Annotated in this window: 12 protein-coding genes, 1 tRNA gene and 1 pseudogene; 2 read left to right on the forward strand and 12 right to left on the reverse strand. The window is 69.1% G+C overall.

The window, feature by feature from the left end; translation table 11 throughout:
• Window positions 1–35 precede the first annotated feature (35 nt).
• From nusA to scpB, 4 genes and pseudogenes are all read right to left on the reverse strand, one after another.
• Window positions 36–1,520 (reverse strand): transcription termination factor NusA, encoded by a 1,485-nt coding sequence (nusA, locus tag HNR28_RS15900; RefSeq protein ID WP_043683469.1) that lies wholly within the window; start codon window positions 1,518–1,520, stop codon window positions 36–38.
• The gene (rimP, locus tag HNR28_RS15905; protein WP_043683471.1) at window positions 1,517–1,987 is read right to left on the reverse strand and encodes a ribosome maturation factor RimP; all 471 of its coding nucleotides are present in this window, start codon (window positions 1,985–1,987) and stop codon (window positions 1,517–1,519) included. Before rimP ends, nusA begins: the two co-directional genes overlap by 4 nt.
• A 316-nt stretch (window positions 1,988–2,303) precedes the next feature.
• Window positions 2,304–3,974, reverse strand: a complete 1,671-nt coding sequence (locus HNR28_RS15910) for a pseudouridine synthase (protein ID WP_151025280.1) — start codon at window positions 3,972–3,974, stop codon at window positions 2,304–2,306.
• An 82-nt stretch (window positions 3,975–4,056) separates the two neighbouring features.
• Window positions 4,057–4,725, reverse strand: a pseudogene (gene scpB / locus HNR28_RS15915) (SMC-Scp complex subunit ScpB); the annotation flags it as partial.
• Between the two features lie 67 nt (window positions 4,726–4,792).
• Between scpB and HNR28_RS15920 the strand changes: the two are divergent.
• Window positions 4,793–4,869, forward strand: a tRNA-Met gene (locus HNR28_RS15920).
• A gap of 117 nt (window positions 4,870–4,986) precedes the next feature.
• Here HNR28_RS15920 and HNR28_RS15925 read toward each other — a convergent pair.
• Window positions 4,987–8,148 carry a bifunctional diguanylate cyclase/phosphodiesterase gene (locus HNR28_RS15925; protein ID WP_151025278.1) on the reverse strand — a complete coding sequence of 1,054 codons (3,162 nt, stop codon included), beginning with the start codon at window positions 8,146–8,148 and terminating at the stop codon, window positions 4,987–4,989.
• Between the two features lie 191 nt (window positions 8,149–8,339).
• Complete coding sequence (locus HNR28_RS15930) at window positions 8,340–9,758, reverse strand: 4Fe-4S binding protein (RefSeq protein WP_151025277.1); 1,419 nt, start codon at window positions 9,756–9,758, stop codon at window positions 8,340–8,342.
• 80 nt (window positions 9,759–9,838) lie between these two features.
• Between HNR28_RS15930 and HNR28_RS15935 the strand changes: the two genes are divergently transcribed.
• Window positions 9,839–10,858 carry a zinc-binding alcohol dehydrogenase family protein gene (locus tag HNR28_RS15935; RefSeq protein ID WP_151025276.1) on the forward strand — a complete coding sequence of 340 codons (1,020 nt, stop codon included), beginning with the start codon at window positions 9,839–9,841 and terminating at the stop codon, window positions 10,856–10,858.
• 118 nt (window positions 10,859–10,976) lie between these two features.
• Here HNR28_RS15935 and HNR28_RS15940 read toward each other — a convergent pair whose 3' ends face one another.
• The 6 genes from HNR28_RS15940 to HNR28_RS15965 form a co-directional block, all read right to left on the reverse strand.
• Window positions 10,977–11,834: an FTR1 family iron permease gene (locus tag HNR28_RS15940; protein WP_151025513.1), complete on the reverse strand. Its 858-nt coding sequence runs from the start codon at window positions 11,832–11,834 to the stop codon at window positions 10,977–10,979.
• A 25-nt stretch (window positions 11,835–11,859) separates the two neighbouring features.
• Window positions 11,860–12,219, reverse strand: coding sequence for a cupredoxin domain-containing protein (locus HNR28_RS15945; protein ID WP_409360373.1), 360 nt, complete (start codon window positions 12,217–12,219; stop codon window positions 11,860–11,862).
• Window positions 12,220–12,235: 16 nt separating this feature from the next.
• The gene (locus HNR28_RS15950) at window positions 12,236–12,772 is read right to left on the reverse strand and encodes an iron transporter (RefSeq protein ID WP_151025514.1); all 537 of its coding nucleotides are present in this window, start codon (window positions 12,770–12,772) and stop codon (window positions 12,236–12,238) included.
• 142 nt (window positions 12,773–12,914) lie between these two features.
• Window positions 12,915–13,487, reverse strand: a complete 573-nt coding sequence (gene phaR, locus HNR28_RS15955) for a polyhydroxyalkanoate synthesis repressor PhaR (RefSeq protein WP_043683488.1) — start codon at window positions 13,485–13,487, stop codon at window positions 12,915–12,917.
• A gap of 2 nt (window positions 13,488–13,489) precedes the next feature.
• Entirely contained in the window at window positions 13,490–14,227 is a 738-nt protein-coding gene (locus HNR28_RS15960) for a 3-ketoacyl-ACP reductase (RefSeq protein ID WP_043683491.1), read from the reverse strand.
• Between the two features lie 13 nt (window positions 14,228–14,240).
• The gene (locus HNR28_RS15965) at window positions 14,241–15,863 is read right to left on the reverse strand and encodes a PHA/PHB synthase family protein (protein ID WP_151025515.1); all 1,623 of its coding nucleotides are present in this window, start codon (window positions 15,861–15,863) and stop codon (window positions 14,241–14,243) included.
• Between the last annotated feature and the right edge of the window lie 123 nt (window positions 15,864–15,986).

Consider the following 15,986-nt stretch of genomic DNA (forward strand, 5'->3'; position numbering starts at 1 on the left):
GTTGAAGGGCTGCGCGGTTCGATGCGACGTGGCGATCAGGCCTCGTCGTCCTCGAACCAGTGGGCCCGCGCCTGCATGATCATGTCGCTGGCGGTGTCCTCGGGCAGCCCGGTCAGTTCGGCCAGCTCGTCCGCGGCCAGTTCGGCCAGGTCGTCGAGCGTGGTGATGCCTTTTTCGGCCAGCTTCGCCACCAGGGCCGGGTCCATGCCCTTGATTTCCAGCAGGTCGCGGGCGGTCTGCACGCGCTCTTCCTGGGCGATGGCCTCGGTCAGCAAGGCGTTGCGCGCACGCGTGCGCAATTCGTTGACGGTTTCCTCGTCGAAGGCCTCGATATCCAGCAGTTCCTGCAGGGGCACGTAGGCGATTTCCTCGAGACCGGTGAACCCTTCGTCGATGAGGATGTCGGCGACTTCCTCGTCCACGTCGAGTTTCGTGATGAAGGTGTGGCGCAGCGCCGCGCGTTCGGCATCCTGGCGGCTCTGGCTTTCCTCGGGCGTCATGATGTTGATCTGCCAGCCGGTCAGCTCGGACGCCAGGCGGACGTTCTGCCCGCGCGCGCCGATGGCCTTGGGGAGGTTTTCCTCGTCCACCACCACGTCCATCGCGTGCTTGTCCTCGTCCACCAGGATCGATTCGACGTGCGCCGGCGCCAGCGCGCCGATCACGAATTCCGCCGGGTCGTCGGCCCACAGGACGATGTCCACCTGCTCGCCGCCGAGCTCGTTGCGCACGGCCGTGACGCGCGAACCACGCATCCCGACGCAGGTGCCGATCGGATCGATGCGCTTATCGTACGCCACGACGGCGATTTTGGCACGCACGCCCGGGTCGCGGGCGGCCGCCTTGATTTCGAGCAGGCCCTGCTCGATCTCGGGGACTTCGTTCTCGAACAGCTCGCGGATGAAGTCGGGCGAAGTGCGCGACAGGATGACCTGCTGGCCGCGCGCGGCGTGATCGACCTTCAGGACGTAGGCGCGCACGCGGTCGCCGGCGCGGATGTTTTCCTTGGGGATCATCTCGGTACGCGGCAGGCGGGCCTCGACCTTGCCGATCTCGACGATGGCGTCGCCCTTGTCCAGGCGCTTGACGGTGCCGGACACGATGGTCTCGCCCCGGTCCAGGAAGTCGTTGAGCACCTGCTCGCGCTCGGCGTCGCGGATCTTCTGCAGGATGGCCTGCTTGGCGGCCTGCGCGCCGATGCGGCCGAATTCGATGGGTTCGAGGGGTTCTTCGATGTATTCGCCGACCTCGATGCCCGGCACGATGTCCTGGGCGTCGGTGAGGAGTTCCTGGGCGTCGGGCTCCTGCAGGCCGGCCTCGTCGGGCACGACCAGCCAGCGGCGGAAGCCTTCGTGCTCGCCGGTCTGGCGGTCGATGGCCACGCGGATGTCCACGTCTTCCTTGAACCGCTTTTTCATGGCCGAGGCCAGCGCGCTTTCGAGAGCGCCGAACACCACTTCGCGTTCGACGTTTTTTTCACGCGCCAGGGCGTCGACCAACAGCAGAATTTCGCGACTCATCGCTTCTTACCCTTGAAATCGAGAACGGGGTCCAGCCGAGCCCGGTCCACATCGTCAAAAGAAAACGGCAGCGTCCGTGGCTGGCCGGACGGGTCTTCCCAATCCAGGCTGAGCACGGGCGGTTCGTCCCCGCTGGCCCGCAGGATGCCGGTGAAGGTCTTGCGGGAATCGACCGGCTCGCGCAGGCGCAGTTCGATGCGCTCGCCGGCGAAGCGGACGTAGTCCGCCAGGCGGCGCAGGGGCCGGTCCACGCCGGGGGAGCTGACCTCCAGGCGCTTGTAGTCGATGTTTTCGACCTCGAACACATGCGACAACTGGCGGGAGACCTGTTCGCAGTCCTCGATGCGCACCCCGCCGGGGCGATCGATCACCACACGCAAAAGCCCCAGGGGCGCGCGTTCCACATCGACCAGTTCCACATCGAAACCCAGCAGGGCCTGCTGGGCGACCGTCAAGATATCCGCCATAAATTCCAAAAAAAAGGGGCTGTCCCGCAGCCCTTTGTTCGCCCCGGGAAAACCCGAAGCCCATTCAGGAACCGCCGGCGGCTCGCATGTGTCGGCACAATGGCCGGCATGCTGGCTGACGTGGCGCCGCTGGCGCGCACGCTGGCAAAACCCCCGGTGGACACAGCACAAAGGTGCTGTAAAGCCTTACATTATAACAGCATTTCTTTGCCCGAAGACCCTTTTTCATGGAAGCCCGCGCACGGGCCGGATCCTGCGGGGTACGGGGCGGACCGCCGCTTCGCCCCGTACCCGCCGCCCGCGGCCTTCCGCGAAATCAGCGGCCGCGGCCGAGGAAGCCCAAACGGGACTCGTGCGCATGGGCGCCCCGGGGCTGGCGTTCGCCGCCCTCGCCGCCCGCCTGCTTGCGCGCGGGCTTGCCGCCTGGCTTGGCGCCCGGCTTGCGGCCGGATTTCTGGGCCGCCTTGGGCGGACGCGCCGCCGCGGGCGCGCCCTCGGCGGGGGGCTGCCCCGCCCCGCCCTGGGCCGGCTTGCCCGACTTGCCGGAGCGGGCCGGCTTGCCGGCGGACTTGCCCGCCGGTTTTCCGGCCGCCTTGCCCACGGGCTTGCCCGGCTTGCCGGGACGCGCGGGACGGGCCTTCGCGGGCCGGCCTTCGGCATGCGTCTCCGCGGCCTCGAAGCCGGGGGCATGGGATTTCCGGGCCGGCTTGCGGCCGGGCTTCGCGGCCTGGCCGGACTTGCCGCCGTCGGGATGGCCGTTGGCCAGTCCGCCGCTGATGAGCAGCCCGGTGGTGAACGGATCGATGCCGCCCTTGCGGCCGCCCGACACTTTCCCCCGGCGGTTCAGGCGCGCGCCGTTCTGGCCGTTCTGGCCCGGCGTGCCGAACCCCGGCGGCAGGGCGCTGGCGTGCGACAGCGGCTGGCGCTCGGACTGGCTGTCGTCCTCGTCGGCGCCGCGCAGCAGGCCCAGCTGCACCATCAGCGCGCCGACCAGGCTGGAATCGAGCTCGTCCCAGCGCCCGCGGCGCAGATTGGTGGGCAGCATCACGTCGCCGAAGCGGGTGCGGATCAGGCGGCTGACGGTCACCCCCGCCGCCTCGAACATGCGCCGCACCTCGCGGTTGCGGCCTTCGCTGAGCGTGACCCGGTACCAGCGATTGCTGCCTTCGCCGCCGATGTAGTCCAGGGAATTGAAATGGGCCTCGCCGTCTTCCAGCTGGATGCCGCTGGTCAGGCGGGCCTGCGCGTCTTCGCCCAGCTCGCCCAGGACGCGGACCGCGTATTCGCGTTCGGCTCCGTAGCGCGGATGCGACAGCCGGTTGGCGAGGTCGCCCGAGGTGGTCAGGATCAGCAGGCCTTCGGTGTTCAGGTCCAGGCGTCCCACCGACAGCCATTTGCCGGTGCGGATGCGCGGCAGGCGGGCGAACACGGAGGCGCGGCCTTCGGGGTCGTCGTGGCTGACGATCTCGCCGGCCGGCTTGTGATAGAGGATGACGCGGGGCAGCTTGCCCGCCTTGGGGCGCGCCACCAGGCGGCCGTTGACGCGGACCTTGTCGTCCGGGCCGATGCGCTGGCCCACGTGGGCGGGCTCGCCGTTGACGGAGACGCGGCCGGCGATGATCAGCTCTTCCATCTCGCGCCGCGAACCCACGCCCGCGTCGGCCAGGACCTTGTGCAGCTTCGGCATGAGGACGTCGCTGTTCAGGTAGCGGTCCAGCCGTTTGGCGGTCGGGTGGGCGTCGTTCAGGTAGTTCAGGGCGCGGTCGGCTTCTTCCGCCGTGCCCGCATCGATGCCCGCGCCGGGATCGGCTGCCCGGGCTTCGGCGCCCGGGGCATCGCCCTGCTGCGCGTCTCCCCGGCGGCGGCGAAACGGCGTACGCAGCTTGCGTCCGCGCGGCTTGCCGTTTTCCGGCCGGCTGTCGGCGGCGGGCGGGGTTTCGGGCGCGTCCGTTCCGGCGCGCGGCATCGTCTCTATTTCTGCTGTCATGGGGTTCGGTGACTCCTACACAAAATTCTGTTCTTCATTCGTCGGGGCCTCGCGGCCGCGGTGCCGGGGGATCGAGCGCATCGGCGCGCGCCGCAGCTTCCTGCGCGGGCGCCGGCCCGGCCGCATCCGCGCCGGCCGCCTCGCCGGCTCCGTCCCCGTCAACCACGGCGTCCGCTTCCTGCGCGGCCCGCGGTCCTTCCGCCGCGTCGAACGCCAGGACGCCCAGCGCTTCCGCAGGGTCCTCCGCGTCGAGCGCGGGCAGTTCGTCCAGCGCCCGCAGCCCGAGGTCTTCGAGGAAACGGCGCGTCGTCCCCAGCAGGGCCGGACGCCCCGGCGCGTCGCGATAGCCCAGGGTTTCGATCCAACCCCGGTCTTCGAGGGTGCGGATGATCTGTGCCGAGACCGTGACGCCGCGGATGTCCTCGATGTCCCCGCGCGTCACGGGCTGCCGCCATGCGATGATGGCGAGCGTTTCGAGCACGGCGCGAGAATAGCGAGGCGGTTTTTCGGGGTTCAGGCGCCCCAGGTAACGCTGCATGTCGGGACGGCTCTGGAAGCGCCAGCCACTGGCGATCTGCACCAGTTCGAGCCCCCGTTCCTGCCAGTCGAGCTGCAGGGCAGCCAGATGGCGGCGGATGTCGTCCCCGGAAATCGTGTCTTCAAAGAGACTGCGCAGATCGGCGACCGAGAGAGGCGCATCGGCGCACAACAAGGCCGTTTCCAATACGCGCAGGATTTCCGTTTCCGTCATTTTAGCTTGAACTCCGCTCGGTTGCTTGCATTATTTTCGCAGACTTGCTATAGTCTTGCTTTCCAGACGCGGGGTGGAGCAGTCTGGCAGCTCGTCGGGCTCATAACCCGAAGGTCACAGGTTCAAATCCTGTCCCCGCAACCAGATTCAGAACGCAGGCCGGATTCCCGTGGAATCCGGCCTGTTTTCGTTTCGGGTGCGGGTATCCGACCCCGGTATTCCGACCCCCGACCGCCAACCCCAGACCGCCCATCCTCCCCGCTACGCCCCGACCCCCGGGGGGGCGTGCGAGCGCATGGCCTGCTGCCGCACCAGGGCCTCGAATTCGGCGGCCGGCAGCGGGCGGCTGAGCAGGTAGCCCTGCCAGGCATGGCAGTGGTGCCGCTCCAGGAAGGCGCGCTGGGCTTCGGTTTCCACCCCTTCGGCGATGACGCGCAGGCCCAGGCTGATGCCCAGGGCGACGATGGTGCGCGCGATGGCCGCGTCGTTGGGATCGGTCAGCACGTCGCGCACGAAGCTCTGGTCGATCTTCAGCTGGTCGAGCGGCAGGCGCTTCAGGTAGGCCAGCGACGAATAGCCCGTGCCGAAATCGTCCAGCGAGAAGCCCACGCCATAGCCCTTGAGCTGCACCATCTTGCGGATCGTGTCCTCGACGTCCCGCAGCAGCAGGCCTTCGGTGAGTTCGAGTTCGAGCCGGCTCGCGTCCGCGCCGCTGCCCGCCAGGGCCGCCAGGGTCTGATCGACGAAGCCGGGCTGGTGGAACTGGCGCGGGCTGACGTTGACGGCCAGGCTCAGGTGCGCGAACACGGGATCCCGGGCCCAGCGGGCCAGCTGCTCGCAGGCGGCGCGCAGCACCCATTCGCCCAGCGGCAGGATCAGGCCGGTTTCCTCGGCCAGGGGGATGAAGGCGGCCGGCGAGACGAAGCCGTCCTGGGGATGGTGCCAGCGCAGCAGCGCCTCGCAGCCGATGATGCGGTCCCGGTCCATCTGCGGCTGGTAGAACAGCTCGAACTGGCCCCGCTCCAGGCCGATGCGCATGTCCAGCTCCAGCGTGGCCCGCCGGTGCACCGCGGCCTGCATCAGCGGATCGTAGAAGCGCAGCGTGTTGCGCCCCGCCGCCTTGGCCTGGTACATGGCCAGGTCGGCCCGCTTGATGTGCTCGTCCACGCCCTGCTCCAGCCCCTGGAACACCGCCGCCCCCATGCTGACGGTGGCGTGGTAGTGCTCCGCCCCCAGCAGATAGGGCGCGCTCAGCAGCGCCAGGATGCGCTGGCCGATTTCCTCCGCCTGGGCGGCGGCCTCTTCGGGCGAGGCGCCCAGGTCCTCCAGGACGACCACGAATTCGTCGTCCCCGTGCCGCGCCACGGTCTGCGAATCGGGCAGGCTGGTCCGCAGGCGCTCGGCCACCTGGCGCAGCATCAGGTCGCCGCTGTCGTGGCCGCGGGTTTCGTTCAGGGTCTTGAAATGATCCAGGTCCAGCATCAGCAGCGCGCCCCAGCGCTGATGGCGCGCCGCCGACGCCAGGGTCTGCTGCAGCCGGTCCAGCAGCAGGCGGCGGTTGGGCAGGCCGGTCAGGGAATCGTAGAAGGCCAGGTAGTTGATTTCCTCCTCGGCCGCGCGGCGCTGGGTGAGGTCCTCCAGGGTCAGCAGGTAGTCGTCGCCCAGCAGGACGCCGGCGACCTCGATCGTCCGATGGCGGCCGTCGCCGCACAGGATGCGGTATTCGCCCGCCGCGATGACGCCTTCGCCCGACCGGCGGGCCGCGTCGCACAGGCGCGACCAGCGCTGGCGCGCCCGTTCGCGCACGGCCGGGTCGGGACAGATCCGCGCCCACCAGGCCTGCACGTCCGGGACATCCTGCTCGGTGTAGCCGAAGATCTGCACGAACTGCCGGTTGCGGAACGCGATGCGTTCGTCGTGCCGCACCAGGCACACGCCCACCGGCAGGTGGTCGAGGATGCTGCGCAGGCGCCGCTCCCGCTCCCGCAGCGCGTCCTGCATGCGGCGCCGCTCGTCGATGTCCTGGATGACGGCGATGTGGTAGTCGGGCGCCTCGCCCGGCTGCCAGATGGGCGAGACCGTCAGGTCCACCCAGATCGGCTCGCCGCTCTTGCGCAGCACGCGCTTCTCGATGCGGAATTCGCGGATTTCCCCCGCCTGGACGCGCTGCATCTGTTCCAGGTCCAATGCCAGGTCGTCCGGATGGGTCAGCTGGCGGAAGTCCAGCCGCAGCAGTTCGTCGCGCGCATAGCCGAGGATGTCGCAGTATTTCTGGTTGACGCGGACCAGGCGGCCGGTCTTCACGTCGGTCAGGGATACGCCCACCGCCGCCTGGTTGAAGACGGCGCGGAAGCGTTCCTCGCTGCGCCGCAGGGCCTCGTGGGTGGAGGCGACTTCGGTGTAGGCGCGCGTGCGCTGGCGCGCCGCCAGGGTGGCCAGCGCCGCCAGCAGCAGGGTCAGGACCGCGCCGGCGCCACCGATCCACCAGGGCATGCGGCGCTCGGTGGGAGACAGCAGGGGATGGCTGGGCGTGAAGCTCAGGCGCCAGGTGCGGCCCATCACGTCCAGCAGGCGGGTTTCCTCCAGCCCCAGCAGGGAGGCGGAATCGTCCGGCGGCAGCACCGAGACGCCCAGCGCGGCCGGCACCCCCGGCACGCCCGTGCCGCCCACGTCCTCCAGCCGCACCGACAGGCCGCGCAGGAAGCCGGAGGCGCGGATGGCGTCCAGCATCCCGCTGACCCGCACCACGGCGGCGACCGCGCCGATGAAGCGGTCGCCCTCGCCGCGATGGAACACCGGGAAGCGCAGGACGAAGGCCGTGCTGTCCTCTTTTTCCTGCAGCAGGGCGAAAGGCGCGGAGGCGGCCGGATGGCCAGTCGCCCGCCCCATCAGCAGGGAGGCCAGGTTGGCGGGCTGGGAGGCGATGTCCAGGCCCCACACGCCCGCGTTGCCCTCCCTGGGCCAGAGGTATTCGACGATGTAGTGGTCGGGCCGTTCGATGCGCGGATGGATGACGGGCACGGAGGCACCGGCAGGCGCCCCGCTGCGGGCGCGCAGCCGCGCTTCGTAGGCGGGCAGTTCGCGGGCGGGCACCCAGCGCACGAAGGACAGGTTCACCAGTTCGGGATAGTTCTTGCGGACGTCGTGCTGCGTCACCACGCGGTCGAACAGCCGGTCGTCCAGCTCGGGATTCACCGTGAACAGGTCGCGCAGGCCGGCCACGACCTCGGCATAGGCCACGATGCGCTGGGCGATGGCGTCGGTGGAAGAGCGGACCTCCTCGGAAAACCGGAGCTGGGCGATCGACCGCCCCGTATCCCGTTGCTGCAGCGCCAGCGCGTAGGTGAGACCGAAGCCGAACACGGCCACCACGAGGCCGGGAAACCAGAGGCTGAATGTTCGTCTTGCGGAAAATGCCGCCATGAGGCTCCTCGATCGTAAGGGCAGGCAAAGACGCAGGGGGGAATTCATGCGCACCCCGCCGGGCGGCGGCGCTCCTGGGATAAGAATAGCGGTTTTTCCGCGGTTGTCGTGGAATGTTTCAAATAGCGGCGCTTGCGGCCTCGAAACGCGCGTCCCGGCGGAACCACGGCCCCGCCGGCGTCGCCGCGGATTCACCAGCGCACGAAGAACAGCACCCAGGCCCAGCAGAACGGCAGCAGGCCGGCGGCCACCAGGACCACGGCCGCCAGCCTGCGCAGCGGCTGGCACGTGCGCAGGCCCGCCAGCCGCCACTCGAAGCGCAGGCTCCAGGCCAGCGCCAGCGCCAGCAGCGTGAAGCGCACCGGATTGGCCCAGCCGGTGGAGACGCCCTCGTGCTGCAGCAGGGTCAGCGTCGTGGCCGACAGCCCCAGGAACACCCCGGCGCCCGCGGCCGGGATCAGGCCCTGGGCGAGCTTGTGCACGCCCGCCAGGCGGCTGCGCAGCAGCCGGCCGTCCGCATCGCGGACGCCGGGCCGCTCGGCGGCCGGCAGCGCGCGATCGGCCAGCCACAGGCCGCAGAACACGGCCCCGCCCACGACGGCCGCCGCGCCGCCGATGAAGCACAGGATGACGGCGCCGTCCAGCCAGCTGAAGCTGTCGTTGACTTCCGGATAGTGGGTCAGGATGAACCAGGGCGCATTGTCGGCCAGGGGCCAGTAGATGTCCCGCGCCACCAGCCAGGCCGCGGCGGACTGCTTGAGGGACACGAACCAGGGGCTGGCGCTCCACAGGAAGGCGCCCACCGCCAGGCCCATCAGGCCGAAGACGATCAGCGCCGTCTGCCAGCCGCCGCCCTCGGCCACGTGGACGATCTCGGCCTCCGGCGAGCGCGGCGTCAGCGTGATGGCGCCGCGGTAATCGCTGCAGCGGCCGCACATGTGGCATTCGGCCGCGCCCTGCATGTTGCGCAGGGGCAGCAGCGGCGCGCAATTGATGGTTTCGGTCCGCCGCACGGGCGCGCGCCAGGCGGCGGCGTCCACCCGGTAGTGCCAGGGCGCGAGCTTGGCCAGCAGGTTGAACACCCCGTTGACCGGGCAGAGGTACTTGCACCAGACGCGCTTGTCGCGCCCGTAGAGCCAGCCGACGATCATGGCGGCCACGGTGGAGCCGCCCAGCACGGCCGCGACCGCCCAGGGATACTGGTAGACACTGACCAGCTGGCCGTAGATCGTGGTCAGGCTGAAGGCCACGAAGGGCCAGCCGCCCCAGCGCATCCAGCGCGGGATGGCCCGCCCGCGCCCGTGCCGGCTGGCCCATTCGGTCAGCGCGCCCTCGGGACAGAACAGGCCGCACCAGGCGCGCCCGAACAGAGGGATGGACACCAGCACGAAGGGCCACCAGATGCCCCAGAAGGCGAACTGGGCGAGGACGGTGAGGTTGTTGAAGACGGAGGCGGTGCGGTCCGGCAGCGGCATGGCCGCCGGAATCGCCAGCAGGGCGACGTAGACGGCGACGATGGCCCACTGCATCCGCCGGATCGCGCGCTGGTGGTCGCGCAGGAAATCCCCCGCGCGCGCGACGCCGGAACGGAAGGAATGTGACGAAATCATGCGGCTATGCCATTTCACGTCTTGAGGCCAAGGCGGTATTCTCCCCGCATCCCCTCTTCCAAGCAAACAGGAGTTGCCTCATGAAAGCCATCGGATACCGGCAGGCCGGCCCCCTCGACCGCGACGACGCGCTGGTCGACATCGAACTCGATCGCCCCGCGCCCCGGGGCCGCGACCTGCTGGTCGAAGTCGCGGCGGTGTCCGTCAACCCGGTGGATACCAAGATCCGCCGGAACGTGTCGCCCGAGCCCGGCCAGTGGAAGGTGCTGGGCTGGGACGCCGTCGGACGGGTCGCGGCCGCCGGCCCCGAGGCCACGCGCTTCCAGCCTGGCGACGCGGTGTTCTACGCCGGCGCGCTGGACCGGCCGGGCGCCAACAGCGAATTCCACCTGGTCGACGAACGCATCGTCGGCCGCAAGCCCCGCTCGCTCGGCGACGCCGAGGCGGCCGCCCTGCCCCTGACGGCCATCACCGCCTGGGAAATGCTGTTCGACCGGCTCGACGTGCGGCGTCCGGTGCCCGGCGCGGCGAACGCCGTCCTGATCGTCGGCGGCGCGGGCGGCGTGGGCTCGATCGCCATCCAGCTCGCCAAGGCGCTCACGGACCTGACCGTCGTCGCCACCGCGTCCCGTCCGGAGACCCGGGCCTGGGTCGAGGCGCTGGGCGCCGACCACGTCGTGGATCACCGCGAACCCCTGGCCGCGCAGGTGGCGGCCCTGGGCCTCGGCCAGCCCGCCTTCGTCTTCTCGACGACCGCGACCGACCGGCACGCGGCGCAGATCGCCGAGCTGATCGCCCCGCAGGGCCGCCTGGGCCTGATCGACGACCCCGAGGCCATCGACGTGAAGCTGTTCAAGCGCAAGTCGGTGTCCATCCATTGGGAATTCATGTACACCCGCTCGATGTTCGGGACCGTGGACATCGAGGAACAGGGCCGCCTGCTGGATGAGGTCTCCCGCCTGGTGGACGCGGGCCGGCTGCGCACCACGCTGACCGAGACCCTGCGGCCGATCGACGCGGCCAACCTGCGGAAGGCGCACGCCCTGCTGGAAAGCGGCCGCGCCCGGGGCAAGATCGTGCTGGAAGGCTTCCGGACCTGAAGGGCCGGGGCCCCCGGGCCCGGACGCCGCGGACGGGGCGCCGGCGACCGGGAGCCGAGGAACGGGCCCGACGGCGCGTGGGGACCAGCGACCCGCGGCGCGCCAGACCCGCGGCGCGCTACGCCGCCGCGCCCGCCTTGGCCCCGGCGGCGGCCGGCGCGGCCCCGCGCGAGGCGCGGCGCAGCAGCCACGCCACGATGCCCCAGTACGCCAGCCAGATCAGCAGCTGCGACAGCGCGGGGTAGGCGCGGTAGCCGGCGAAATCGGCCAGGACCTTGCCCAGCCCGCCTTCGGTGTCCAGCAGCCAGGACGTATCCCACACCGGGTCCATCAGGGTCGGCAGCACGTCGAGCGAAATCAGCCGGTCCGTGGCCGACACCAGCAGCGCGCCGGCCAGCAGCAGCAAAAGAATTTCCGTCAGCTTGAAGAAGCGCCGCCAGGTGATGATCCGCCCGCCCAGCTGCAGCAGCCAGAAAGTCAGCAGCGCCGCCGCGAACCCGCCCAGCCCGGCCAGCACCATGGCGCCGACGCCGCCCGCGTCCTGCGAGGACAGGACGGTGCCATACAGGAAGACCACGGTCTCGCTGCCTTCGCGCGCGACGGCGATCATGACCAGGGCGAGCAGGCCCCACCAGTGATCGCCGCCGACCTGCTCGGACGCGCCCGATTCCAGCTCGCGCTTCAGGCCGCGCCCGTGGGCACGCATCCAGACGACCATCTGCACCACCAGCCCGCAGGCCGCCAGCGCCATCAGGGCCTGGAACCATTCCTGGCCCTCGTCGGACAGCCAGGAGGAAATCCCCAGCAGCACCAGCGCCAGCGCGCCGGCCAGCAGCAGCCCGGCGCCGACACCGCCCCACAGCCAGGGCAGGCCGCGCCGGCCTTCCGGCGAGGCGCGCAGCCAGGAATACAGGATGCCGACGACCAGCAGGGCCTCGACACTTTCACGCCAGACGATGAAGCCGACTTGTTCCATGATGATCAGGATCCATCCATGCTCGTCAGGGCTTGGGCAGCACCACCAGGGTGCCCTTCACCTGGGGATGGAAGTCGTCGAAGAAGGGATATTCGCCCGGCCGCGACAGGGTCAGCACCACGAACGAGGTGACCCCCGGCCCGAGCACCTTTTCCTTGCGCAGCGGCAGGCTCTCGAATTCGACGGCCTCGCTGCTTTCGTTGACCAGGACGATCTTGAAGCGGCCCGCCGGTACTTCCAGGCGGGCCGGCTCGAAGGTGCCGTCGGCCTTGAAGGTCAGCGTGTAGACCGGCATGTCGGCGGCGCGGGCCGCCGGCAGCGGCGCCAGCCAGCCCGCCCACGCCAGGGCCGCCAGGGCCATCCAGACGCGCATGCGTGTCGTCATGACAGCCGCCCCGCGATCAGTAGCCGCCCTTCTTGCCGGTGCCGGCATAGACGAACTCGTATTTGACCTCGAAGGTCTTGAACCACGGCGCGACGCCGGTTTCCTTGTCCACGTGGCGGCCGAAGTGGTTGTTGTGCGCGGTCTCGGGCGAGCCGATGACGAAGGTCAGGTTGTATTTGCCCGGGCCTTCGAGCTTGACGTTGTCGCCGTAGTGCGGACCGTCGTTGGCCACCATGGGCATCAGGTCGCCCTTGAGGACCTTGTCGCTGCCCTGCTTCTGCAGCACGTACTGGATGTTCAGGTACGGCGCCCAGGCGCCTTCGGGCAGGCCGTTCTTGTTGTCCGCCGTGGCGTGGATGTCCGCTTCCAGGTGGATGTCGGAATCCTTCGCGGCGCGCATCATGCCTTCCGGTTCCATTTCCACCGGCTGCAGATAGACCGCCGCCACTTCCAGCCCGTTGAGCTCGCTGGGCTCGCCGATGGGGTATTCGGCCGCCAGGGCGGAAGAAGCCAGGCCGATGCCGGCCAGCGCGACGAACAGTTTTTTCACCATGAACGATCTCCGTGGTAATAAGAGGAATGATTCTCGTTACGAAACTATAACACCCGGAGGCCGGATTGGAACGGGGTTGGATCAAAAAGAATGCGCCGCGGAGGTGCGGCGCGACCGGACGCGGGGCCCGGCCGGCCCGCGGTCATTTCTTTTTCTTTCCGCCTTCGGGCGGCTGCCCGGCGAAGGGAAAGGCCGAGAACATGGTGCGCGTCTGGTCCTGCATCTGGTCCTGCATCTGGACGAACAGGCCGCGGCTTTGCTCGATGTAGTTGTTCATCATGTTCTGCAGGGCCGGGGTCTGCATGCTCATCAGCTGGGCCCAGGCTTCCGGGCCGAAATGCTGCTGGTACAGCCCCTGGGACTGCTCGGCCATGCGGTCCTGGATGTCCATCAGCACCTGGATGTTCTTTTCCAGGAAGGTGCCCATCACGCCCTGCATGGCGTGGCCGTAGAAGCGGATGATCTGCGCCAGCGCCTCGGCCGAGAACATGGGCACGCCGCCGGATTCTTCTTCCAGGATGATCTGGAGCAGGATGCTGCGGGTCAGGTCGTCGCCGGTCTTGGCGTCGACGACCTTGAACACCGCGTTGTCCAGGACGAGCTGCTTGATGTCGGCCAGCGTGATGTAGGCGCTGGACTGGGTGTCGTAGAGGCGGCGGTTGGGGTATTTCTTGATCAGCCGTTCCGCCTGGGGTGGATGGGTGTGGCGTGCCATGATCAACCCATGTGCAGGCCGCCGTTCAGCGAGAAATCCGCCCCCGTGGCAAAGCCTGAATCGTCGGACGCCAGCCAGGCGACGATGGAGCCGATTTCCTCCGGCGTGCCCAGGCGCTTGACCGGGATGGTGGCGACGATCTTTTCCAGCACGTCGGGGCGGATGGCCCGCACCATGTCGGTGCCGATGTAGCCCGGCGAGACGGTGTTGACGGTGACGCCCTTGCTGGCGACTTCCTGGGCCAGGGCCATGGTGAAGCCGTGGATGCCCGCCTTGGCGGTGGAATAGTTGGTCTGGCCGAACTGGCCCTTCTGGCCGTTGACCGAACTGATGTTGATGATCCGCCCCCACTGGCGGTCCACCATGTCGTCGATGACCTGCTTGGTCACGTTGAACAGGCTGTTCAGGTTGGTGTCGATGACGGCGCGCCAATCTTCCTGGCTCATCTTGCGGAAGACGCCGTCGCGCGTGATGCCCGCGTTGTTCACCAGCACGTCGACCGGACCGAATTGTTCCTTGACCCTGACGAAGGCCTCGACCGTGGAATCCCAGTCGGACACGTTGCCCACCGAGGCGCTGAACTTGTAGCCCAGCGCGGCCTGCTCGTCCAGCCACTTGGCGTGGTCCCGGCTCGGACCGCAACCGGCCACCACCGTGAAGCCTTCTTTCGCGAGGCGCTGGCAGATCGACGTTCCGATGCCGCCCATGCCCCCCGTCACGTAAGCCAGTTTGCCGCTCATGGTGTTCTCCTTTTCAGACTGCTTTGACTTTGACATAGCGCCCGGGTGCGGGCTCTATGGCGGGATATTTTCGATTGCCCGGGGTGCGGCGGGCGGGCCGCCAGTCCTCCGAGTGCCCGGCCAGCCATTCCAGCCAGTCGGGCCACCAGCTGCCGCGGGCATGGGCGGCCTGTTCCAGCCAGGCGTCCGGATCGCCCGGCAGGGCGGCGTCCCGATCCTGGGACCAGTAGCCGCGGCGGCCGCGCTCGGGAGGGTTGACCACCCCCGCGATGTGGCCCGATTCGCCCAGCACGAAGCACAGCGGCCCGCGCAGCAGCCGCGTCGAGGCGTAGGCCGAGGTCCAGGGCACGATGTGGTCTTCGCGCGAGGCGTACAGGTAGGCGGGCATGTCCAGGGCACCGAGATCGGCGGCTTCGCCGCAGATGCGCAGCTGCCCGGTCATGAGGCGGTTTTCCAGGTAGGTATTGCGGAAATACCAGGTGAAGAACGGCCCCGGCAGGTTGGTGCCGTCGGCGTTCCAGGCCAGCAGGTCGAAGGCCCGGGGGGATTCGCCCAGCAGGTAGTTGGAGCCGACGTAGTTCCACACCAGTTCGGAAGGCCGCAGGAACGAGAAGGTGGTGGCCAGCTCGCCCGCCGTCATCAGGCCGCCCGCGCCCAGCTGCTGCTCGCGCGCGCGGGCATGCTGCTCGTCGACGAAGACGTCGAGGATGCCGGTCTCGCGGAAATCCAGGAAGGTGGTCAGCAGGGTCAGCGCGGCCACCGGGTCTTCGCCGCGCGCACGCGCCACGGCCAGGGCGCTGGCGAGCAGCGTGCCCCCCACGCAAAAGCCCAGGGCGTTGATCTGCGGCTGGCGGGTCACGTCGCGCACGACCTCGATGGCCCGCAGCACGCCGTCCTCGACGTAATCGTCCCAGGTCTTGCACTCGATGCCGTCGGTGTCGTCCGGCAGCGGGTTGCGCCAGGACACCATGAAGACCTCGAAGCCGGCCTGCACGGCATGCTGCACCAGGGAATTGGCCGGCTGCAGGTCGAGGATGTAGAACTTGTTGATGCAGGGCGGCACCATCAGCAGGGGCCGCCGGCGGACCTTCGCCGTCTGCGGCCGGTACTGGATGAGCTGCATCAGGGCGTTTTCGTGGATCACCGTCCCCGGGGTGACGGCGAGATTTTCGCCCGGCGCGAAGGCGGATTCGTCGGTCTGGGTGATGCGGCCGCGCGTCATGTCGCGCATCAGGTTCGCCAGCCCGCGCTGCAGGGATTCGCCGCCGCTGTCGGCCAGGGCCTTCAGGGCGTCGGGGTTGGACGCCAGGAAATTGCACGGCGCAGCGGCCTCGATCCATTGCATGACGGAGAACTGCAGGCGTTCGCGCGCGGCCTCTTCGAGATCGGCGGCCTGCGCCAGGCGCCGCAGCGCATCGGCCATGAGCAGATAGGCATGCGCCGAGAACAGGGCCTGGGGACTGGCGGCCCAGGCGTCGGAAGCGAAACGGCGGTCGGCCGGCGGGGTCAGCGCGCCTTGCCGGAACCGGTCCAGCAGCGCCTGCCACGCCTGGGTGAAATCTGACTGAATGGACGCCAGTTGGGCGGGTGCGACCCCGGGCGGCGTCCGCCTGTGTGAAGAATTCCGATCAGCCATTCCACCATCCCTTGTACTGCAAGGACCCCGTGTCAAGCGACACCAGGAATTGACCCCCTGGCGACACCTAAAACTGACCCCCCCTACGGTTGAACGAACGGCTGCCCGATGGCAGCAGAACTG

The sequence above is a fragment of the Castellaniella defragrans genome, from assembly GCF_014203015.1.
Lineage (GTDB): Bacteria > Pseudomonadota > Gammaproteobacteria > Burkholderiales > Burkholderiaceae_B > Castellaniella > Castellaniella defragrans.

Bases quoted from the DNA above. Each gene is read 5' to 3' on its own strand.
- nusA (WP_043683469.1), bottom strand. From the start codon at position 1,520: ATGAGTCGCGAAATTCTGCTGTTGGTCGACGCCCTGGCGCGTGAAAAA.
- rimP (WP_043683471.1), bottom strand. From the start codon at position 1,987: ATGGCGGATATCTTGACGGTCGCCCAGCAGGCCCTGCTGGGTTTCGAT.
- HNR28_RS15910 (WP_151025280.1), bottom strand. From the start codon at position 3,974: ATGACAGCAGAAATAGAGACGATGCCGCGCGCCGGAACGGACGCGCCC.
- HNR28_RS15925 (WP_151025278.1), bottom strand. From the start codon at position 8,148: ATGGCGGCATTTTCCGCAAGACGAACATTCAGCCTCTGGTTTCCCGGC.
- HNR28_RS15930 (WP_151025277.1), bottom strand. From the start codon at position 9,758: ATGATTTCGTCACATTCCTTCCGTTCCGGCGTCGCGCGCGCGGGGGAT.
- HNR28_RS15935 (WP_151025276.1), top strand. From the start codon at position 9,839: ATGAAAGCCATCGGATACCGGCAGGCCGGCCCCCTCGACCGCGACGAC.
- HNR28_RS15940 (WP_151025513.1), bottom strand. From the start codon at position 11,834: ATGGAACAAGTCGGCTTCATCGTCTGGCGTGAAAGTGTCGAGGCCCTG.
- HNR28_RS15945 (WP_409360373.1), bottom strand. From the start codon at position 12,219: ATGACGACACGCATGCGCGTCTGGATGGCCCTGGCGGCCCTGGCGTGG.
- HNR28_RS15950 (WP_151025514.1), bottom strand. From the start codon at position 12,772: ATGGTGAAAAAACTGTTCGTCGCGCTGGCCGGCATCGGCCTGGCTTCT.
- phaR (WP_043683488.1), bottom strand. From the start codon at position 13,487: ATGGCACGCCACACCCATCCACCCCAGGCGGAACGGCTGATCAAGAAA.
- HNR28_RS15960 (WP_043683491.1), bottom strand. From the start codon at position 14,227: ATGAGCGGCAAACTGGCTTACGTGACGGGGGGCATGGGCGGCATCGGA.
- HNR28_RS15965 (WP_151025515.1), bottom strand. From the start codon at position 15,863: ATGGCTGATCGGAATTCTTCACACAGGCGGACGCCGCCCGGGGTCGCA.